Origin of the sequence: Sanyastnella coralliicola (assembly GCF_030845195.1) — a bacterium.
GTDB lineage: Bacteria > Bacteroidota > Bacteroidia > Flavobacteriales_D > Sanyastnellaceae > Sanyastnella > Sanyastnella coralliicola.
Genome location: NZ_CP132543.1, coordinates 45136 through 67660, shown reverse-complemented (window position 1 = coordinate 67660; position 22525 = coordinate 45136). Strand labels below are relative to the sequence as shown.

Annotated in this window: 15 protein-coding genes; 8 read left to right on the top strand and 7 right to left on the bottom strand. The window is 46.9% G+C overall.

The window, feature by feature from the left end:
• Positions 1 to 127: 127 nt before the first annotated feature.
• The 5 genes from RA156_RS00260 to RA156_RS00240 are packed head-to-tail and all read left to right on the top strand — an operon-like array spanning position 128 to position 2914.
• Positions 128 to 1006, top strand: a complete 879-nt coding sequence (locus tag RA156_RS00260; RefSeq protein ID WP_306641812.1) for a bifunctional riboflavin kinase/FAD synthetase — start codon at positions 128 to 130, stop codon at positions 1004 to 1006.
• Positions 1003 to 1608, top strand: a complete 606-nt coding sequence (locus RA156_RS00255; RefSeq protein ID WP_306641810.1) for a leucine-rich repeat domain-containing protein — start codon at positions 1003 to 1005, stop codon at positions 1606 to 1608. Before RA156_RS00260 ends, RA156_RS00255 begins: the two co-directional genes overlap by 4 nt.
• Positions 1601 to 1873, top strand: a complete 273-nt coding sequence (locus RA156_RS00250; RefSeq protein ID WP_306641808.1) for an SGNH/GDSL hydrolase family protein — start codon at positions 1601 to 1603, stop codon at positions 1871 to 1873. The genes RA156_RS00255 and RA156_RS00250 overlap by 8 nt, the downstream gene beginning before the upstream one ends.
• Positions 1874 to 1907: 34 nt before the next feature.
• Positions 1908 to 2408 carry a nicotinamide riboside transporter PnuC gene (pnuC, locus tag RA156_RS00245; protein ID WP_306641806.1) on the top strand — a complete coding sequence of 167 codons (501 nt, stop codon included), beginning with the start codon at positions 1908 to 1910 and terminating at the stop codon, positions 2406 to 2408.
• A complete protein-coding gene (locus tag RA156_RS00240) occupies positions 2408 to 2914 on the top strand; it encodes an AAA family ATPase (RefSeq protein ID WP_306641804.1) in 507 nt (168 codons plus the stop codon). Before pnuC ends, RA156_RS00240 begins: the two co-directional genes overlap by 1 nt.
• A gap of 34 nt (positions 2915 to 2948) precedes the next feature.
• Here RA156_RS00240 and RA156_RS00235 read toward each other — a convergent pair whose 3' ends face one another.
• The 7 genes from RA156_RS00235 to RA156_RS00205 all read right to left on the bottom strand — a co-directional run bounded on the left by RA156_RS00235 (position 2949) and on the right by RA156_RS00205 (position 18153).
• Positions 2949 to 3656, bottom strand: coding sequence for an energy transducer TonB (locus RA156_RS00235; protein ID WP_306641802.1), 708 nt, complete (start codon positions 3654 to 3656; stop codon positions 2949 to 2951).
• Between the two features lie 49 nt (positions 3657 to 3705).
• Entirely contained in the window at positions 3706 to 4077 is a 372-nt protein-coding gene (locus tag RA156_RS00230) for a VanZ family protein (protein WP_306641801.1), read from the bottom strand.
• An 8-nt stretch (positions 4078 to 4085) separates the two neighbouring features.
• A complete protein-coding gene (gene gcvH, locus RA156_RS00225; RefSeq protein ID WP_306641799.1) occupies positions 4086 to 4463 on the bottom strand; it encodes a glycine cleavage system protein GcvH in 378 nt (125 codons plus the stop codon).
• A 49-nt stretch (positions 4464 to 4512) separates the two neighbouring features.
• Positions 4513 to 11892: a T9SS outer membrane translocon Sov/SprA gene (gene sov, locus RA156_RS00220; RefSeq protein ID WP_306641797.1), complete on the bottom strand. Its 7380-nt coding sequence runs from the start codon at positions 11890 to 11892 to the stop codon at positions 4513 to 4515.
• A gap of 1 nt (position 11893) precedes the next feature.
• Entirely contained in the window at positions 11894 to 12478 is a 585-nt protein-coding gene (gene ruvA, locus RA156_RS00215) for a Holliday junction branch migration protein RuvA (protein WP_306641796.1), read from the bottom strand.
• Between the two features lie 2 nt (positions 12479 to 12480).
• On the bottom strand, positions 12481 to 14745 hold the full coding sequence (locus RA156_RS00210; RefSeq protein ID WP_306641795.1) for an NADP-dependent malic enzyme: 2265 nt from the start codon (positions 14743 to 14745) through the stop codon (positions 12481 to 12483).
• Between the two features lie 81 nt (positions 14746 to 14826).
• Positions 14827 to 18153 carry a CRTAC1 family protein gene (locus RA156_RS00205; protein ID WP_306641794.1) on the bottom strand — a complete coding sequence of 1109 codons (3327 nt, stop codon included), beginning with the start codon at positions 18151 to 18153 and terminating at the stop codon, positions 14827 to 14829.
• Positions 18154 to 18701: 548 nt separating this feature from the next.
• On the opposite strand from RA156_RS00205, the gene RA156_RS00200 reads away from it, so the two are divergent.
• From RA156_RS00200 to RA156_RS00190, 3 genes are all read left to right on the top strand, one after another.
• Entirely contained in the window at positions 18702 to 20168 is a 1467-nt protein-coding gene (locus RA156_RS00200) for a T9SS type A sorting domain-containing protein (RefSeq protein ID WP_306641793.1), read from the top strand.
• Positions 20169 to 20263: 95 nt separating this feature from the next.
• Positions 20264 to 20743 carry a peroxiredoxin family protein gene (locus RA156_RS00195; protein WP_306641792.1) on the top strand — a complete coding sequence of 160 codons (480 nt, stop codon included), beginning with the start codon at positions 20264 to 20266 and terminating at the stop codon, positions 20741 to 20743.
• Between the two features lie 49 nt (positions 20744 to 20792).
• On the top strand, positions 20793 to 22523 hold the full coding sequence (locus RA156_RS00190) for a DUF6029 family protein (protein WP_306641791.1): 1731 nt from the start codon (positions 20793 to 20795) through the stop codon (positions 22521 to 22523).
• The last annotated feature ends 2 nt before the right edge of the window (positions 22524 to 22525 follow it).

The window sequence follows — 22525 nt, the reverse complement described above, 5'->3', positions numbered from 1 at the left end:
AAGTGAACATCCAGACCCAATTCAACCTCCGACCCTATCAATTCAGCTATCTTTGTTCGAGCCAGCGCAACGAAATTTGAAAGTCTACGAAAGCCTCCAATCCTTCCAACATGCCAAGCGTCCGGTCATGACCACCGGCACCTTTGACGGTGTCCATTTCGGACATCAAAAAATCCTGGAACGCCTGACTGACGTAGCTTCCGAAGTGGATGGCGAAAGTGTACTCTTCACCTTCGACCCCCATCCCCGAATGGTGCTCTTCCCGGATGATCATGGATTGCAACTGCTGAATTCGAGGGAAGAAAAAATCGAAAGACTGGAGGCATGCGGACTGGACCACCTGATTATTCATCCCTTTTCAAAAGAATTTGCCCGACTCACTCCATTGGAATATGTCAAGCAAATCTTAGTCGATGCTGTTGGGGTCAACACCATGGTCGTTGGTTATGACCACCGTTTCGGAAGGCATCGTGAAGGCGATTTCTCTAGCTTACAGCAATTCGGAGAGATGTTTCAATTCAGGGTGGAGGAGATTCCAGCACAAATGCTGGAGGAGGTGAATGTGAGTAGCACAAAGATCCGTTCCGCACTATCAGAAGGTGATGTTCACAAGGCAAATGAATACCTCCGATACAACTATCCGCTCCGTGGCATCGTTATTGAAGGGGATGGTATTGGGAAAGACCTTGGTTTTCCTACAGCGAACGTGCAGATCCACGACAAGAACAAACTGATTCCTGCCAAAGGAGTGTATGCTGTTCTCGTTCATACCGATCAAGGCACGTTCAAAGGAATGCTCAATATTGGCGTCAGACCCACCGTCACCAAGAGCGAAGAGTTGCGCATTGAAGTGCACCTTCTTGATGCTGAGCAGAACCTTTATGGTCAATCTATTGCGCTCGAGCTGATTGACCGAATTCGTGATGAACAGCGCTTTGACGGACTAGACGCGTTGGTGGCACAATTACAAAACGACAAAGAAAAAGTACTAGCAAGACTCTCATGAGAGCATTGGCTTTAATCATATTCATCTTGGCGACTCTGCATTCGTCGGCGCAGCTCACTCCTGAGCAGCTCGATTCGTGCAAGGTGTATACGAGCCTTGAAAAAGCCCTTGCTGCCAGCACTCCAGTTTACAGATTGGATCTCACCAAGCAGAAGATCAAAGAGCTTCCAGCGGAGCTGTATGAATTGAAAGACTTGCATGAACTGATTTTAGATCGCAACAAACTCAAGGAGATTCCTGCTGATATCAATAAGCTGCAACAGCTTCAGCGCCTCTCGATTTCTAAGAATGATTTGGAGAGTTTCCCTCCAGCTATTTGCAATTTGAGGAACCTTACTCGTCTCGATTTGTCGGATAATTTCATCGATGAAATCCCAGACGAAATTCATCGACTTTACAAATTGGAGGAGTTGATTCTTTGGAGCAACGTCATCGGATATTACCCAACCACATTGATGCGTCTCGACAACCTCAAAGTGCTTGATTTGCTGCACAATGAGATGAGCGACGCTGAGCAAGAACGACTCAAGAACTTGCTTCCTGAGATCGATCTTAAACTTTCTCCGCCCTGCGATTGTACCTTTGACGACGAAGATGAGTAACATGACCCTTACTGCAGAACTGAGTTTTTATCCCCTTACTGAAGCCTACGAACAACGTGTCATTGACTTTGTCAAGGAACTTCGAGCGATTCCCAACCTTCAATGCAAAATCGGTGGAATGAGTTCCATGATTAGCGGTTCGCATGATGATGTTTTCAATGCACTTTCTTCGCTAACGCGGAAATACTTCGCAGATGCTGAAACTCAGATATTGGTTGTCAAATTCCTAAACCGCGACGCGTTTGCCGACCCGAGTATTCATTAATCGTGCTGCGGAGTTTCTAGCCGTAATTTTCTCTTTGCTGTACACCTACATGTACCTCAAAGAATTACTTCCAATGGCCTTTATTCCCGCGTTTTTTGGAGGCGGAATATTCGTAGTACTTTGCTGGAACAGGAAGATTTACGCCGAAAGCGCCTTGCAACTGTTTTATGTTGGCATGGCCGTTTACGGTTACTTTCAAGCCGTAGGTGAATGGCGGATTGAGCACTGGGGTCTAGCTGAGCACATTCCCTATCTCGCCTTAGGTATTTTCGGCGTAGCCGGAACGGGCTTCGCCCTTCAACGATTCACAGATGCCGAACGTCCGTATCTAGATGCCTTCACTACAGTTTTCAGCTTGATAGCTACTTGGCTCATGGTCAATTTCATCCACGAAAATTGGTTGTATTGGATCATTATTGACGCAGTTGCCATCTTCTTGTATTACCAGCGCCAGCTCTATTTCGGGGCTGCTCTGTTTGTCATCTACCTGGTCATGGCTATTGACGGTTATTGGGAGCAAATCACCATCTTCTGATGATCATCGCGATTACTGGTCCGGAAAGTAGTGGCAAGACCACCCTAGCTATCGAACTTTCGAAGCATTTCGAGACCGTCTATATTCCTGAGTTGGCACGATTTGATTTGCAAGAGAAAGACGGCAACTACGGATTGGCAGAACTAAAGAGCTATGCTGAAGAGATGAAGAACTTACTGGCAACGCCATCCCCACTCCGGTTTCTAGACAGTGACTTCTTGACCCTTCAGATTTGGGAAGAAGTGAAGCTCGGTTCATCTCATCTTCGCGCGATAGCGGAAAAGGCGCATCAAGAGATCACGCATTATCTTCTGTGCAAACCAGACCTGCCGTGGACCTACGACCCTTTAAGAGAGGATGAATTCTCTCGGGAACAGCTCTTCAAGCAATACGAGGCCGTATTGAAGTCATGGAAGGCCTCGTACACCATCATCGACGGCGATGGCCCTGAACGCTCAGCAAAGGCCGTTCAGGCAGTTTTAAAGGCAACAAAAAAGGGAAGCTAACGCTCCCCCTTCTTCAATTCTATATTGATTACCCTTATCGGATAATGAATTTCACTGGAATAGTGTACTGAACCGGTACAGGCTTACCACGCTGTTCACCCGGCTCAAACTTCGGTAGCATGTTGATCACACGCAATGCCTCTTTGTCAAGACGTGGATCTACTTCACGAAGTACTTTCGCATCTTTTACTCCTCCGTCTTTACCAACTACGAAGTAAACGAATACAGTTCCTTGGATACCCGCATCTTTAGCGATCTGTGGGTATTTCGTGTTCTGTGTTACGAATTTGATGATCTCGAGCTGCGTACACTGGTGACGTTCATCACCACGAAGCTTCTTACAATCTCCCATCGCAGGCATGTGCTCTACGATCATGAATGGAGTATCGTCTTCTTCTTCTTCCTCGTATACTTCCTCGATGATTTCGATTTCAGTGTCTTCGTCAAGCTCAAGGTCTTCAACCTCTAGCTCTTCTTCGATTTCTTCTTCGTCATCAACGATCTCAATCACCGTAGTCTGCTGTGGTGGTGGAGGAGGTGGTGGTGGCTGAACGATATTCACTGGGATCTCCTCATCTTCAAGAAGATCAGTGTCGAAATCGAACTCACGAATGACATTGATGTCATAAGAAGTCCAAGCCAACGCCGCGAGGATCAGGGCCAGGGCACCGGCAAAACCAAGAACTCGCCACGTCATGCGGCTCTTCTCGATATTCGCTTCGTCTGTTTTACGTGATTCCATGCTATAGTTTGATCAGTGTCGAAAGATACAAAAACAACCAACCGGCCATTTATTCTCTTCCATAAATAAGTTGAAAAATCACAATCCCGACTAAACAGCCGGCTACATTAGCAACGAAATCCATGAGGTCACTATTGCGATCAGGAGAAACTGCACCTTGCAAATACTCCAAAATCCCCCCGTAAGGGATCGCAAAAACGAGTGCACTCAGGGTAGAACGTTGTTGGATGGTAGAGAATCTAACTTGTCGTTTGAGTCCAGTCTTCAGGATCAATGTGAACACACAGAAAACCAAGAAGTGCCCCACTTTATCGAACTGGAGCAGGTCCCAAAAACTAACAATAGGTAGGTCTTTACCGGGAAGAAAGTACACGGAAGCAATGACCATGGCCCATAGGATCGACCATATCATATGCCTCATGAACATCCTTAAGCGATCAGAGCTTCGTACGCTTCAGCGTCAAGCAATTCTGCTACAGAACCTGCGTCAGCCAATTTGATCTTGATCATCCAACCTTCTCCGTACGGATCAGAGTTTACCAATGCTGGATCATCTGCAATCGCTTCATTCACTTCGATTACTTCTCCTGCTACTGGCATAAATAGGTCAGAAACCGTCTTCACTGCTTCTACTGTACCGAAAACCTCTTCTGCATCGAGTTCTTCTCCCTCAGTTTCCACTTCAACGAAAACGATGTCACCAAGCTCTCCTTGAGCGTAGTCAGTAATTCCGATCACCGCTACGTCGCCTTCTAGGCGAACCCATTCGTGATCTTTTGTGTAGCGCAGGTCCTTTGGAGTGTTCATTTCAATTCCTTTTGCGACAAAAATATACTTTTTGACCTTCTGTAAAAGCTTATTGTGTAAGCTGGAATCGCAACGTAATACCCGAATTGATATTCGACGTCGGGAATGCCGTAGAAATCTTCGGACGTGTAATCTGGTGATCGTAGAAGAAACGCAGCGTCAACTTACGAGAAACCTCAAGGTCAGCTGTGGTTTTCAATGATAGAATTCGCTGTCCGGCGGTTGGCTGATTCTGACGCTCTTCCACCTTACGAATCACTGTTACGTTGTCACGGATAGTGAGGTCAGCACGCAATGAAAGCTGCGTGTCTTCCAACACTTGTACCGGCAGTTTACCACGACGACGGTAGAATGGGTTTGGCACCTCAGTGAAGCGGTATCCAACTCCCATTACAATCGAGTTACTGCGTGTTTCAGTGATCTGAAGGTTCGTCAATGCGAAGTTCATGTTACGGTCACGTCCCATCTCCAAGCGGATCTGAGGATCGTTTTTACCAGAGGTCTTCAGCGTCATGTCGAATCCGATAAGTGGAGACAACTGTTCGCTGATCGTTACACTGCTGATCTGACGTTGTGCAATGAAGTTTCCAAAATCACTCTGGTCAACCGCAACAGGCAAACCTGTGTTCGGATCTTCTTCATAGTTCAAGTTCGTCACGTAGCTTGTCGAAATCGTCGAGCGGTATGTGTGCGTCAGGTTGAACTGCTTAAAGCGCTTCTTAAAGGCTGGCAGCTTGCTCAATCCGTCGTACGTCACACGCCAGTTCGGCGCCATTTTCGTCTTGAATGGATCAAGCTCTACCTCGTTCACATCCTGACCTGTGTATGCTGCAATGAATGCCGCAATCGTCACGTCTTGTGAAGTTGGTCCCCAACCAGAGTAGTATCCGTTGTCTTCAGGATCTGTGAACTGGTAAGTTTCATCATTCAAACGCTCCGATACAGACAGGCGATTCAACAAGAATTGATCAAAGACTGGGTTATTGAAGTCTTCATCATCCTGTTCAAACGCGGTTGCCCACGTAATGATCGACGCTGTGAAGTTCCCTGTCTCCAATGGCGACTGGAATTCGAAGTCTCCTAGCTCTTCATCGAAACGGAAGAAGCTGTTCTGACTACGTGACTCCTGACGAGTTGCTGTCAACTCAATCTTGAAGTGCTTGATCGGTTCCAAGTTCGCGCGGAGGTTAATGCTCTCCGAGAAGGTCTCCGAATACTGCTGATTCAAGAAAGGACTATTCACCATCCAGCCATTGGCGGCGGCATCGAGCGCGAAGTTTCCGGTTTCATTTCCGAGAAGGTCGGTATTCTGCCAACCAAGCACGAATGGGATACCTGGAGCTTCGAAGTTCGGGTCCATACCTACCAATTGGGTAGTCTGAGCATAACCTGGTAAGAGGATACCTTCATTTCGAGTGTACGATCCGGATACGTTTCGAACCATCATCAAGAAACGCAGTGCCACGTGGAGTGGATTTACTTTCTCGCGATCGTCATCGTCTTCCTTGTCATTACCGAAACCATCTTTGTCTTCATTTCGTCCCTGGCGCCCTTGATTACGTTTTGGAGATTTGCGGTTGATCTCTTTCAAGAAGTCAGACTTGTTGTAGAGGTTCACCAAGTTTCCTTGTGCGTTCAAGGTCAGGTTTCGTGAGTTCTGAATCGTGTGCCCCAATGAATCCTGTGAGAACGGAGCACGGTCCCAACGGTAAGTTCCTTGGTAACGAGCATCCGAAGAAATCCAATCCATCATCGGGATCTTGTCGAACGGAAGCTTGTAGCTCAACGAAACGTTGTGGTTGAAGTTCGTGGTCTCACCGAAGTTCTGGATGTTGTTCCAAACGGTGTCTTTGTAGGCTTCGTACCAATCCACATCTTCGCGGTCGATCACCCCTGCTGGTTCTCCTACCAAGGCCTGGTTATTCGCCGAGTAGGTGAATTTCAACGCCTTCGTGATGTCATAATTCAAGTTGTACGTACGGTTCCAGTTCCAAGTCTTCAATACCTGAGTTTGGATGAGTACGTTCGTCTCAACTCCGAAGAGAGCGGCCGTGTTGTTTCGTACACGTGACGTCTCGTACATACGATCCATCGTCGTGTTGAACGTAAACGACTTGATTCCGGTATAAAAGTTGAAGTCTTTCAGCCACTTGAAGAACGGACTAGAACCAATATTCTTGAATGGACGAACTTCTGTAGGCTTGTTCTGGAATGCGTAGTTCAGACCTCCAGTGTAGCTCTTCTGCATCTGGAACTCCATGTTAATGTCTCGTCGGTAGGTCTCGTTGTACCCGTACGACAGACTTACATTGGAGATGTCGTAGAACTTGGCATCTTTTCCAGCTCCGCCTTTTCCACCTTTACCGCCTTTGTCTTTTTTATCATCAGCGTCATCCTTCTCCTTGTCTTTCTTCTTATCCTTCTTCGGCTTATTGCTCGGTTGAGGGTCAATTCGGACATTGGTGAAGTTGATACTTCGCCTTCGGACAATTTGCTGTGAACTCTTCCGTCGTTCAGGGGTCAGGTCCACCTGATCCAGCTCAATATCTGGAGCTAATGGATCGAATTGAGGTGTCGTCACCGTTTCTGAATACCCGAGGTATACCGGGAGCTGAACTCCTAGATTCTCAGGGAAGAATTTACCAAGTTGTAGCGTGGTATTGGCATCAATTCCACGGATGGTCTCACGTTGACGTTCAAGTACGGCCTGCTCGATTCCACCCCAACCAGGAGTAGACATGTTTGCCGCAACCGATACGTTACCGAAGTCAGCGAGCGTAGCATTCATACGTGCTACCGCTGCCCAACCTCCTGGTTCGTCAAAGTCAGTCAAACGGAGCTCGTTCGCCCAAACAGTTACACACTTTGGATCACCAAGGTCAGTGCTCACAAATGGGTTACCATCCTGCTGCGGGTTACGAATACCGATCATCACCACGATTACATTGGCGAGGTTAGGGTTACCCTTCACTCGGAGCATCGCCTCCCCATCGCGTTCAATGTATTCCTGGAAGGTTGGATAACCTGCAGGACGTGACAATTTCAAGTTCTGGAACTTCGCAAACTCGATTTCAACGTCGTTTTCGCTCGGCCAGATTTCATCGTCATCACCGGTAAACGCTGGCGTGACCTTCAACGGGATTTCGTATTCATAGTAGTTCTCATTGAAGTCACTACCTAATCGAATGAATGCGGTTACCTCATTATCGTTCAAAGGAGCCCCATCCGGACCTGCCTCTGCGTGCAGGAACATCTTCAGCTTCTTATACAATCGCATGTCGTAACTCACATTGCGATAGGCGGCTCGTGCATCACCATCAATCAGGTTACAGACTTCAAGTGATAGCGACTGCTCGTTCAAACGACGCTGGTTCGCGGTACCGACGTCGATCTCACGAAGAATTCCAGGAGGAATCACGTAAGGAACTGGTTCACGGTTACCGTTTTCTTCAATGTTTACCGCACCAATCGTGAACGTTGTAGGTTCTGGATCGTTCGGCTCAATTTCTTGTGGACCTTCAAGACTTCCGAGGTACTCACGCCACTCACCACGTACGAGCTCAAGACGAGCGAAACGAAGTGTAGCTTCCTCAGACCATCCTTTCATGAACATACGAATGAAGCGGATCGAACGGAAGTCTGTGATACCACCTACGCGGTTGTCGTAGTTGAAGATCGGAATCTTGAACTGGTACCAGCGGATGTTTCGTGATTCGCCATTCGCTGTTTCAACTGTCGTCTCAAAAGAGTCTGTGATGTAGTTACTTCCAATATTCTCCTCCCCTAGGTCTTGCGGACGAAGTGATACGCGATACTGGTAGTAGCTCTCAATCGTACTTAGGGTGATATCCTGGTTGATATCCTCGGTGTTCGGAATCGTTGTCGCTGCAATCGGGTAACCGTTTGGTGTTCCCGTATCAGAGTTTCCATCGTAACCGTTGAAGTTCTTGTAACGACGAATGATTGTCCATTCGTTACTCTGTGCCTCAGGAGAACGGAAGTACTCGAAGTCATCGGCAGAAGGGTCAGCCTGGTATTCCGCGAAAGCGTCAGGATCAAGGAAACCTTGTACCTCAGCCAACCATGAGTCAAAGAAGGTCTGCTCATCTGCACTGTTCAATCCATCAAGACCGATATCCTGCTGATCGTAGTTACCCGTTGAGTTATCAAAGGCGTTAACAACGTTGAAGGTAGCCGGGTCTGGGTAGATACCCCAAATAGACTCAAGCACCGGAAGATCTTGGTTCGCCGAAGGCAATCCATTCTCGTAAGAGAGCTGTGAATCATTCAGAACGTCCTCAGAAACGTTACCAAGGTTGAAGTAGAGTTCCCCTCCGTTCGTATTCTCAGAATCAGCGTGGAATGGATCCATCAACCAGAACTGAATGAATTGAACGTTTGAGGTCTCAAAGTCAGTTGTCACCAAGGCACGCTGAATACCACCCCAACGTGTTTCAGGGGCTACAAGTGTACCGTCAGTGTTCAGACCTGCTGAAACTCCAGGAGCACCATTTGGCAATTCGTAGTTGTACTGACCACGCTCATCTGGATAGAAGGTAAGGTCAAGCGTTGGAATCAACGGTGGTGTACCTGCAGGAAGTTCTCGGTTCGGGAATACCTCACCTTCCAAGACTTCACGCATGCGGTGGTCACTCTTAATATCGTTTGATACCTGTCCGTCTTGCAATCCGTTACCACGGAAGAACTGCGGATCAATCGTGTACCAAGAAAGTTTCGCGCGGTTGTAGTTGTAGATCAATGAGTCTTCCACGTTTCCTTCAGGGAATAAATCCGACTGAAGTTTTGGTGTAGAAGCCATGAACCACTGGTTGATTGATCGAATGTCAATCACCGACTGTGACCCCTCGAAGTCATCAATGTATGCGTTACCGTCGTCACCGATGGCTCTCGAATATCCTGGAATCAAGTAGGCTGCCTCCCCGGAAACATCAATCGAAGATTTTGCCTTCGTATCGATCAACGGAATTCGGTCAACCAAACGCGTCAAGAATTCACTCTCTGTCTGGTACTGAACATCAGCTCCAAGGATCGTGTTGTTCACCGGTTCGTCACCCACGTTCACTTTCTGTGTCAGCGGACGTTCCCGAAGGTTCATTACCGTGGCTCCAATATTCAGGTTGTCGTCGACTTCATAGTCAAAGCGGCTACCTATCAAGGTTCGCATTTGAATATTGAAGAGCGAGTTACTTTCAAGCGAGATATTGATTGGAGTACCTGACTCCAAAAGACCTTCATTCAGGATACGTACACGACCGAGGTTATAGTCAACCGTGTAATCCTGGTTCTCAACGAGCACTACCCCACCAGCAGTAACCGATACCGACCCTTGTGGAACGTTCAAGGCATTCAAGCTAATTTCAGAGCTCGACTGCGACTGGAACTGACCGCGAACGCGGAAACGGTTCAATGAAGGAATCTGCTGTGCGGCTGTTTTCGTAGAATCATAGAGTGGCTGATACACAATGGTATTCACCAACGACTCCTCGAGGTCAGGGTCATCTACTTGGTCGCGTATGACGCCTTCAAGGTGCTCACCGAATGGCTCGACGACAGGGAAGAATATTCGACCGGTTTGCGATTCTATGGTACCCCCTTGGGTGGCGGCATTGTCTACAAAATCGAAGAAACCGTCTTTGTTCGGTATGTTATTGATGTCCAACCTATCGAGGTTGAGTAGCTGCAAGAGCAATTGTCCTTCCAGCGGATCGCGTGGGATGTAGTTTAGGTCAACTCCCGTTGAAGGGTCATTGTACCATACATCCAGACGGAAGTTGTCGCGGTTGATTCCGAACGCTCCCATGCTGTAGACGTTCTTCATCATCAAGTCCCACATCGGAGCTGGGTCACCGTTATCCAGTTTCACTTGTGTCACTGAAGACTTCAACATCTTCAAGATCAAAGCGCTAGGAGCAGTGTATCCATCCTGCGAAAGGGTACCTACTTGGTAGGTCTCACCGTTCAAGGTGTACTCGTATGATACCGCAAGTACCTCAGCATTATTCAATGCTTGACGAAGCGAGATGAAACCAAGACGACTGTTGTAGGTGTACTCAGACGTACTCAACATTCGCGCGTTACCCACACGTTCGTAGTGTACCCCTTGCTGGTAGCCCATGTTCATTTCCGCGATAGCGGCATTCGCACCAGTATAACCCATCACTTCCTCGTTCTCAGTCATATCGAGGAAGACGTCGTTATTCAAGTTGTTTGGATTCTGATCTAGGGTAATCGCCAATTCAGGACGATCTGAGAGGTCACCAACAGGTAGGTTGGTTGAAACGTAGTTCGGGTGCTCTCCAAGATCAGAGAATGCGATCACGTTACGCACGTTTTGCGTATTCGCTTGCATGTTCACTACCCATACCTCAATACGTGTAATGTTCACTCCTGAGTTCACTACCGGTAGACTGGCACATGCATCGTCGTATTGGTCGCGGAACCATTGAGAAAGGAAGTAGTGTTTGTTTGCTTCGTAGTTGTCAGCGCGGATATCGAAGAGCTGTGTTTGAGCACCACCTTCCACAGTGATCTCTTTACGCTCACCCTGCTGCTGTGAGAATACGGTTGTATTGCGGAGACGTCCCCACTGCGTTTCAAGCTTCACACCGAAAAGACTCTGGCTACCTGAGATCAGTGTTCCAGAGAGCGGCATACTTACGTTACCTGCTTCAATCTTCTTGATGATCTCATCTTCATCACCCGTGTACTCGAGTTTCATTTGATTCTCGAAATCGAAGGTCGCCTCCGTATTGTACTGGGTAGTCAACTGCATCTTCGTACCGATGTTTCCGACTACGTTCAGCTGGATTCGCTGATTGAAATCGAAGGTCGTGATACGACGTTGACGTTCTGGAATTCGCGGGTTATCTGTTTTCGAAGTATTGAAACCAAAGGTCAATTCAGCAGAACCTTGCGGACGAATTTCGATCTCGTTACTACCGAAGATGTTTTTGAATCCTTCCCCTCCTACTTTCAGCACAGGTGCCCAAGCACGGTTTGCTTCATCTTCTTCTTCTTGGCGTTCAGCCCAGTAGTCAGAAACGTTCTGTTGGATATCGTATTCGAGGTATTCGTCGAGGGTGTAGCTCGTTGGAGAGCGGAAAACAATAGAATCACCAATCGTTTGAACGACTACATAAGTACCCGTGATTGGATCGTATTCTACGTTGTACTGGAAATTGTCTGGCCAATCTAGAGAGATACCACCGGTATTCTCGGTTGGGTTGAATGGATCTTCTCCGTGTGGAAAAGGAAGGTCCAATGTATCCGGTTCAATGACAATAGGCTTGTGCGCTCTTGGATCCGGACGCCAAGACTCCAACATGTCGATAGCGGTACTGCCCCAGAACAATCCGAGGAGGACAATCAACATCACACTTCCAATCAAATATTTAGCCCTCAAACGCATATCATAGTTGCTTGAGAGCCAGCTTGATCAGTTCTTCTACCGAGATAGATGACCCTTCTGTCTTCAAGATCTTATCGAGAGTTTTTTCTGCTTTGGTTCTGTCGAAGCCTAGCGACGACAATGCAGTTAACGCTTCAATTTTAACTGTATTGCCTCCAGGAGCAATTTTTTCAATACCAAGATCACCCGCTGGAAATTTGTCGTGCAAATCTACAATTATTCGTTGGGCAGTTTTAGCCCCAATTCCTTTGATGCCTTTCAAACTATCGACATCCTTGGAAAGGATCACATTAACAAGGTCAGCAGGAGTCAGAGAACTCAAGATCATACGAGCCGTATTGGCTCCAACACCAGACACAGACACCAAACGTCTGAAGGCCTCACGCTCCCCTTCTTCAAGGAAACCGTAAAGTTCATGCGCATCTTCTCTAATCACTTCGTGAACGAGCAGCATGCATGACTCATCGTTAGGTAGGCGTTGTGCCGTATTGAGTGTTATATGTAGTAGGTAACCTACGCCACCACATTCTATGATAGCGTGCGTAGGTGTTTTCTCAGTTAGTCTTCCTCGAAGGTGATGGATCATTCCTATTTATTTTGGGCATCAACCACAGCGATGCGCACCATATTGATGATCTCCCGCACACTCGATCCCATTTGCAATACATGGAATGACTTCTTCATTCCAAGCAACAACGGACCGATCACTTCCTTATCTCCCATCTCTTGCATCAACTTGTAAGCGATGTTTCCTGCCGCAAGGTTAGGGAAAATCAACGTGTTGACCTTTCTACCGCGCAGTGTTGAGAATGGGAAGTTCTCCGCAATCATTTCATTATTCAATGCAAAGTTGGCCTGAATTTCACCATCCACAATCAGATCAGGATGATGTTTCTGTAGGAATGCCGCTGCTTTGCGCATCTTGTTCGAATCTTTGCCATAAGCTGAACCAAAGTTCGAGTAACTCAACATGGCAATCTTTGGCGTCATGCGCATACGACGGACCGTCTTCGCTACAAGCAAGGTGATGTCTACGAGTTCTTCCCAGGTTGGATCTGCATTCACTGTTGTATCAGCGAAGAAGATTGGCCCTGAACCACTATCAATGATGTACATTCCGGCAACTTTCTCCACGCCTTCTTCCATTCCAATGATCTGAAGGGCCGGACGAATCACGTTTCGGTAGTTACGGGTCAAACCAGAAACCAAGGCATCTGCATCTCCTGTCTCCACCATCATGGCACCAAAGTAGTTGCGATCACGCATGGCTTTGCGCGCTTCAGTCAACGTCATTCCCTTGCGTTGGCGTTTCGCGAAAAGCTTCTCTGCGAAAAGTGTCAAGCGCTCAGCTTCTTCCGGATGTCTTGGATCGATGATCTCGTAATCAGTCAACTCGATTGAGTTTTCTTTGATCATGTTTTCAATACGATCACGACTTCCAAGCAATACTGGGAATGCAATGCGTTCATCAGAGGCTTGCTCTGCGGCTTTCAAAATCTTGTAGCTATCTCCTTCAGCAAACACAACGCGCTTCGGACGTTTACGTGCGCGTTCAGAAATGCTTCGGATCAACTTATTGTCGCGTCCTAATCGACGGATGAGTTCTTGCTTGTATGCTCCCCAGTCGTCGATTTCGTATTTCGCTACTCCAGAATCTATGGCTGCTTTCGCTACCGCGGAAGCGACTTCGGTAATCAATCGAGGGTCCAGTGGTTTTGGAATGATCAGGTCTCGTCCGAAAGCGATGTTTCGCATATCGTAGGCCTCGTTCACTTCATCTGGCACTGGTTCTTTTGCTAAACGCGCAATGGCTTGCACCGCCGCGAGCTTCATCTCCATGTTGATACACGTAGCACGTACGTCCAATGCTCCACGGAAGATGTATGGGAAACCGAGTACGTTGTTCACCTGGTTAGGGTGATCTGAACGTCCGGTAGCCATGATAACGTCATCACGCGTCGCCATGGCTTCTTCATATCCAATTTCAGGATCAGGGTTAGCCAATGCGAATACAATCGGGTTCGACGTCATCGATTTGATCATATCGCCGTTGACGATTCCTCCTTTACTCAATCCAAGGAAGACATCTGCGTCTTTCAAGGCGTCGCCTAAATCAGTGAAGGCTTGCTCTGTGGCAAAGCGCGACTTGCGCTCATCGAGATTATCGCGAGAAGTATTGATGTGACCTTTAGAGTCGAACATCGCAATGTTCTCAAGCTTTGCACCTAAACGAACGTAGAGGTCAAGACAAGAGATGGCTGCTGCACCTGCACCGCTCACTACGATGCGCACGTCTTCAATATTCTTCTCTGCTAGCTCGAGTGCGTTCAACAAGGCTGCCGCCGAAATGATGGCTGTGCCGTGTTGGTCATCGTGCATGATCGGAATATCGAGTTCTTCAACTAGACGTTTCTCAATTTCGAATGCCTCAGGTGCCTTGATGTCTTCGAGGTTTATCCCTCCGAAAGTTGGAGCGATCGCCTTTACAGTTTCCACAAAGCGATCAACGTCACTAGCATCTACTTCGATATCGAACACATCGATATCAGCGAAGATTTTGAACAGCAATCCTTTTCCTTCCATCACAGGCTTGCTTGCCTCAGGGCCAATATCCCCTAAACCAAGCACGGCTGTTCCGTTACTGATTACTGCTACCAAATTCCCCTTGGTAGTATACTTATATACGTCTTCACGATTTTCCGCGATAGCGAGACAAGGCTCAGCCACACCTGGTGAGTAAGCCAAGGAAAGATCACGCTGTGAACTGTAGGGTTTTGAAGGAATCACCTCCAATTTTCCTTTGCGCCCAGATGAGTGATAATCAAGGGCGTCCTGCTTTCTGATCTTATTCATAGAAGCGGCAAATTTAGCAGGCTTTCGGATAGTATCCTTTCGCCTGCGGCGGAAATTAGGTTTGGAGTTAAAATGCTAAGGTCAACGACGCTTGAAAACCACGGCTCGATCATCGTTTGAAACGGCTATAGTTCGAGACTCTGACGTCTTGCCATTGTTGCGAAGGCTGATCGTTACCATATCTCTTGTATTGAGTGGAAGGTAGAATCCACTCTCGAGGTAATCGCGTACCTCAAAGGTTCCGTTACCCTTATTGATAAGCACGACTCCGTTAGATGAATCATAACGTGTCGTCTCCACTTCAGCGTCGAAATTGTTTCCGGCGATAGCCAGATCCATATCTCCGTCACCATCGAAATCATCGATATAGAAAGAGTTGACTACACTCAACTGCGCCTCATTCGGGAAAGGAACGAAGGTATAATTGGCTCCATCATTCATGAACACCCCACTTCTGAACTCTTGCACTTCTCGGTAGTAAGCCTCATTGATGGCATCGCCTAGCATTTCCTCGATAGAGGCATCAGCAAAACTCTCGAAGTTCTGGAACTGATCAGCGACATATGGCATTTGTTCAGAAGAACACTCTCGCCCCCGAACAGGCACGAAGCGGTCTTTATATGCCTTTGACAGAACGGGATCATTGGTTCCATTGCCATCATGATCACCCCCGTAGATTTTAAGCGGATGTTCTTGATCAACATGAAACTTATTGTTGACCCCTGTATTTCCAACGACGATATCTGTGAATCCATTACCATCAATATCAGCACAAACGGCTTCTTGCCACCAACCATTAAAAGTTGGCTCTGTTGATCCTGAAATTGGAGTGAGGTCTTTAAAGTCGTAGATCATCGGTTGCATCCACTCACCTACAATTACGAGCTGAAGTCCGCTCTTCTGGTAAGCAAAGTCAACATCCTTGATCACGCCTAAATCTTGAAGCATTGGGAAATCGTCTGAACGATCTACCAAGACACCTTCTTGATTCTCCAAAACTAAGAAGCGATCACACTGAGGATACTTTCCTGGTAGAGCAGAACCTGCTACAAACACATCGGGATCACCATCACCATCAAAGTCACCTGTGCATACATCAGCGGCATTGGTTCGTGCTGTCTCCGGAAGCTGTGCTTTCGAGAACCTACCTGTTCCATCATTGATGTAGAGTCGATCCTGATATCCTGAAGCTCCTTCATCGAGATGGTAACCTCCACTGGCGACGTAGAGATCATCAAATCCATCGCCGTTCACATCAAGGGCCATAGCTGCGACGTCCTCAAATCCTTTGTCGGCTGAAATCGTTCTGTCCTCAACCTTCTTGTAAGTACCGTCTGATTGAATTTTGAAAAAGGCACCCGCCTGCCCTTTGGCTCCTCCTATATAGATGTCTCCTCCTCTTCTCCCATCTTCACGTGCCCAGTTCTGATCGCTACCTGCAAAGAATTTGCCAGGCGCTAGTGCGGGTCCGAGTCGAGACTGACGGTGCGGTAGGATCACCTCTCGACGGTAATCGTCAAAATCATCTTCTTTATGGGTGAAGTCTATCCCAGACTGGGCAGTCATATCCGCAAAAATCTGCGGTTCGAAGTCGTATACTTTAGGAGAACGAACGCGTGCATTGGCGTATTCCAAGTTCAAACGCTGGTTTCCTTTCACATTGCGACGCACTTGTGCTTGTCCGTCAGGGTAAATAACCACGAGTGAGTCGAGACTAGCTTCACCTCCAAGCCCTAGCTGAATGATTGGTTCGCAGGAACTCTGGTAACCTTTGACGACCGTTAGCTCATCGTAAAGAATTTTCTCCCCTTGATACCCGAACACTTTGGCGCCATAAGCGAAAGCGTTCCCTTGTGGACCTGTGAAAGCTACTTGAAGCCAATTACCCGAAGCGTTGTTCTTGAATATAAAAGGAGTGTCGTTATTGTTGGCCACAACCAAGTCAAGATCTCCGTCTCCATCAAGGTCTCCGTGAGCAGCTCCGTAACTGAATGATGGCTGATCTAGACCCCATTCTTTCTGCACCTTGTTAAACTCCAGATCACCGAGGTTCTCAAAAACTTGGTTCGAGATTTTGGTGGAAGGCGTCAAGCCAGAAAGCTCGAAGAGATCAATTTGTTGTCCTTGATCCATTCGGTTTTCAAACTCCAAGGCGAAGTCATTATTACGGATGTCGTAGTTGATTCCGTTGGTGATGTATAGGTCTTTGTCTGTATCCAAGTCGAAATCAGCCAATAGTGCAGACCAGCTCCAATCTGTAGAAGACACTCCAGCAATTTGAGCAGCATCTGTGAAATAACCGGCGCCGTGATTGACTTGCAGCACATTGCTCATGTACTGATAGTTGTAGCCTTTATCAACGTAACTCCAGAACACATCGGTGTTCATGGTTGGCATATTCGTTTTTGAACGCACGTGGTCTGGCGACTGCATATCAAGCACGATCAGGTCTGAGAGCCCGTCGTTGTTAATGTCACCAGCATCACACCCCATAGCGGTGAAGGAAGTGTGTTTGATCTTCGAGTTCAATTCATTCTTGAAGGTACCGTCGCGTTGGTTGATGTAGAAATAGTCAGGACGTTCGTAGTCGTTGGCTACATATATATCTACCCAGCCATCGTGGTTCAGATCTGAAGCGACAACGCCAAGGCCAAATGAAAATGCATGAACACCTGTTTCTTTTGACACATCAGTGAATGATTCTCCGTCGTTTCTGTAAAGTCGGTCAGCGCACCAATCCGGAAAACCCGAGTCGTTGTATGCTATTTTCTGTTCTAAGTTGTTCGAAGGCGCATTAAGAAGGAACACATCGAGATCGTTGTCGTGATCATAATCAAGGAAGGCCACCTGTGTAGAATATCCGATGTTGGCCAATCCGTATGATTCCGCTTTATCCGTGAAGCTTCCATCTTGGTTGTTGATCCAAAGACGGTTCTTGCGCATGTCGGGGTCTTCCGAATCCAATTTCCAAGAGCTGCGGCACACATATATATCTAGCCACCCGTCTCCGTTGATATCGGCCATGGCTACTCCATTAGACCACGTACCTTCTTCTTGAATTCCCGCGTTAGCGGAAACATCTTCGAAAGTCATTTCTCCTTTGTTGAGGTAGAGGTGATCTTGTTCTTGGTTTCCGGTGAAGAAAAGATCAGGCTTGCCGTCGTTGTTCACATCACCGATGGCCACACCTCCTCCGTAATAAAGTGCATCCCAGGTCAGATGATTCACTTCTTCAGAATAGTGAACTTCATTCACGAACTGGACACCACTCTCAGCAGGCTTAACCAAGGTAAATTGTGATGAGGTTGCTGGGGTTGGTTGTGCAGCGGGTTGCTCATCTTGTACTGGCTGCTCATCACCACAAGCGACCAGGAATAGTAGGAAAATGGGGAGAAGTGCTTTTCTCATCGCTATTTGTTTCGGATGCAAGTTGAAAAAAAGGGGCGATACACATCGCCCCATATTTCAGATCTCAAGTGAGGATCTATTTCGAAACATTGCCAAAATAGCAATTGATAAACTAACCAGAACAGCCTTCAGAACTAAAAAGTTCAAAACCAATATCATTTAGACTCCCAATGACACGGATAAGTGATTTTTATAGGATTCCAACTTGAAAGTTTCCGTGTTCCTTTTATTCTGCAGGCCTATCGGCCAAAGTCGATTAGTAATAGAATTCAGAGCCCAACGCACCGGTAATCGTTGTCTTACAAGGTTTTACAGGAACCAACAAGATTTGCTATGCAAGGTTAAAAAGAGCAATGATTGAAAGATTGAGACAAGTGTCTTAGGTTCAGATTTCAGGAATCGGAGGAGAAAAAGAGCACTTAAGTTGTTAAAACTCGGGGTTCTGGAATACGATTTTCAAGGCAAATGCGGGTAAGTTCACAATAAAATAACGCTACATTTACCGCTGCGAAATCGATTCAAATAATTTTGGAATTAACTCAATCACTATGAAGAAGACTTTACGTTCACTTATGATGATCTTGGGTGTAGCAGTAGCATTCGGAGCACAAGCACAGCTTCCGGATGGATCTATCGCCCCTGATTTTACTATCGACGATTTGGATGGTAACTCATTCAATCTGTATGAACACCTTGACGCCGGAAAGGCAGTAATCATCGACTTTTACGCTACTTGGTGTGGCCCTTGCTGGAATTATCATATTGACGGTGCATTAGAAGACCTTTACGAGCAGTACGGACCTGAAGGAACTGATGAGCTCGTTGTAATTTCAATTGAAGCTGATGCCAGCACATCAATCGATGATATCTATGGGACAGGCGGCAACACAGTTGGTGACTGGACAGAAGGTGTAGAATTCCGCCAATTTGATTCTGCTGAAACTGGCAACGCGTATAATGTCTCGTACTACCCTACGATTTACACTATTTGTCCTAACCGAGTGGTTACGGAAACAGGTCAGTTGAGCACTCAAGCTCACTACGATTTCGTTTCTCAGGCAGCTTGTCAGCCAGCTACTTTACCGAACGATCCTGCAATCGCTTCCTACGATGGTGAGACTGCAACTTGTGGTGAGCTTGATGTAGTTGTTTCTATCATGAATCTAGGTACTGAGCCATTGACTGCTTGTACTATCGAGGTATTCAACGGTGGAACGTCAATCGCATCTTACGATTGGACTGGTAACCTAGACACATACGCAATCGAAGAAGTAACGGTAGGAACTGTAAACACTGGTGGAGCTGCAGACCTTTCTATCGAAATTACTTCTGCTGATGACAACGGAGACAACAACACTGTAGCGGTTTCTATCTCTGGAGCAACTGAGTCTACTACTCACATGCGTATTACAGTTAACACTGACAACTGGGGTGAAGAAACAGGATGGGAAATCACAGACGGTGACGGAAACGTTGTTGCTTCTGTAGCTGCTGGTTCTTACGCTAGCGAAACTCAGTACGTTGAGAACGTTTACGCTCCATCAACTGGATGTTACTCATTCACTATCACTGACTCTTACGGAGACGGACTACAAGGATCACAGTGGGGTGGTATCGACGGTAGCTGTGTAGTTGAGTCTATGGAGAACGGTGCGGTAACTGCAACTATCTACGATTACAACGGTAACTACGATTTCGAATCAGACCAAGCAGTAGCTAACGTGAACACTGTAGTAAGTGTTGAAGAGAGTGAAGTTTTGACTTCATTGAACGTTTACCCTAACCCATCAAACGGATTGGTAAACATTAACTTCGGAACTGCAAATGCAGCTAACGTAACTGTTGAAGTAGTTAACCTTCTAGGAGCGAAAGTGATGACTTTCGATCTAGGTACTCTACAAGCAGGTGAGCAGCGTATTCAGCGTGACCTTTCAGCTCTAGAAGCTGGAATGTACCTGATCAACATCACTGCTGATAACAATGTATCTACAGTACGTCTTAACCTTACGAAGTAAGATATAGACGGATCAAAAAATTAAGAGATCAGCAGTTTGGTATAACCTTTGTTATCCAACTGTTGGTCTCTTTTTTTAACCAATAAAACGCAACAATGAAAAAACTAATCCTCGCTTTAGCCATCGTATTCTCTGCTGGAATGTTGACAGCGCAAACAATTCCGAACGTACAGCTGAAAGACGCTTCAGGTAAGACAGTAAATACTGCTGACCTCGTAGGTAAAGGAAAGCCTGTGATCATCTCTTTCTGGGCAACTTGGTGTAGCCCTTGTAAGCGTGAGCTAAACAACTACACAGAGTACTACGAAGACTGGCAGGATGAGTTCGGTGTTGAATTGATTGCCGTTTCAGTAGACGATCAGCGCACAGCGAACCGCGTTGCACCCTACATCAATAGCGTTGAATGGCCTTACACCATCCTGCTTGATCCAAACCGTGATTTCGGTCGGGCTATGCAGGTGAACAACGTACCACATACATTCCTTGTAGACGCAGAAGGAAATGTTGTTTGGCAAAACAACAACTACTCTGACGGCGACGAAGAAGAAATGTACGAGCAGCTCAGCAAACTCTAAGCTGCTCCCCCTCCTCGACCTTTAGACCTATTTGATACCAAACCTTGTTGTGAAAACCTTACGATTCCTCATCACAACGTTGATGCTGGCTCCTTTAGCTGTTCTCGGACAGTTCGGAGGCCAGAACAGCGACCCTGGTTCAGTAACCGGAAACGTTTCTCTTATCTGGCAGAGCTACGCGGAAGATTCACTCATTGGTGCGCAAGTACCACCTGAGCAATCTGCCCTCAACGCTTGGGCCAACCTCATCTACACGAAAGGAAACTTCTCTGCTGGAGTGCGCTACGAAGCATACCAAAATGCTCTGTTGGGTTACCCTGGTCGTTTCAAAGGACAAGGAATCGCCTACCGATTTGCGCGTTACCGTACTGACCAGTATGATGTAACCATCGGTAACTTCTATGATCAACTTGGTTCTGGATTAATCTTTCGCTCGTACGAAGAGCGCTATCTAGGGGTTGACAATGCCATGGATGGGCTCCGTGTAGTTTTCCGTCCAATTAATGGTATTCAGCTGAAAGGAATATACGGCCGTCAGCGTCTCGACTTTGACTCACGTCTCATCAATGGTGAAGGTGTAGTTCGAGCAGCCGATGCCGAAGTCAACTTCAACCAGTTTAAAGAAGATTGGGCTAGTAAAAAGCTACAAGTAACCTTGGGTGGTTCATTCGTGAGCCGTTTCCAAACTGGTAGCCAGATTGAAAAAGACACCTTGGTACTTGAAGTTCCAGAAAACGTGGCTGCGTATGCTGGTCGCGCGAATATCTACTACGGTAACTGGAACCTCTACGCAGAATATGTTCGCAAGATTAATGATCCGAACGCAGACAACGACTACATCTACCGCGAAGGGGAAGGAATCTTCGCTAACCTTTCATATAGCAAGCCTGGATTTGGGTTCAACCTCAATGGAAAGATGGTAGATAACATGAGCTTCCGCTCTGATCGCGATCTTCTCCTTTTCGATGCACCCATCAACTTCATCCCAGCGATTACGAAGGTGCATACATACAACCTCGCAGCAACACTCTACCCATACGCTACAGTAATTGACGGTGAGACTGGATTTAATGTTGAGGTATTCAAGAAATTCAAGCGCAAAGATTTACCTGAAGGTGCCACCGGTTTCGGAGCATCGATGAAGCGATTCTACAATGCCATTGTAGGTAAATACGGAACAAACGTGACCGTGAACTTTGCAGCAGCAAACAATATTGATACAACTGGGTTCTCTGGGGTAGAGGGAGCAGTGCAAGGGTACCGCCGAAACTCACTGGGCTTCGGTGACGAGAAATTCGTGCGTGACTTGAACGTGGAGATCAGTAGAAAATTCTCGAAGAATTTTAAGGCTAAATACACCTTCTACTACCTCGAGTTCAATACAAACACCACTCCTGTAACCGTAGACTTCAAAGGCATCGTATACGCAAACATGCACGTACTCGAGTTAAACAACCGCCTTGCGAAGCACCACTCACTCAGAACAGAGCTACAAACACTCTTCACTGAGCAGGATAAAGGAGACTGGGGAACCGTACTATTCGAGTATTCCTATTCTCCGCACTGGTTCGTAAGTGTGATGGATCAGTATAACTTTGGGAACGAAGATCCGGATGCACGCGTTCATTATTTGTTCGGTACCATCGGATACATCAACGGACCACACCGCTTAGCCGTAGGATATGGTAAGCGTCGAGAAGGTATCTTCTGTGTGGGAGGTGTGTGTCGTGCAGTACCAGCATCCAACGGATTTGAAATAACATTTACAAGTAGTTTCTAAGT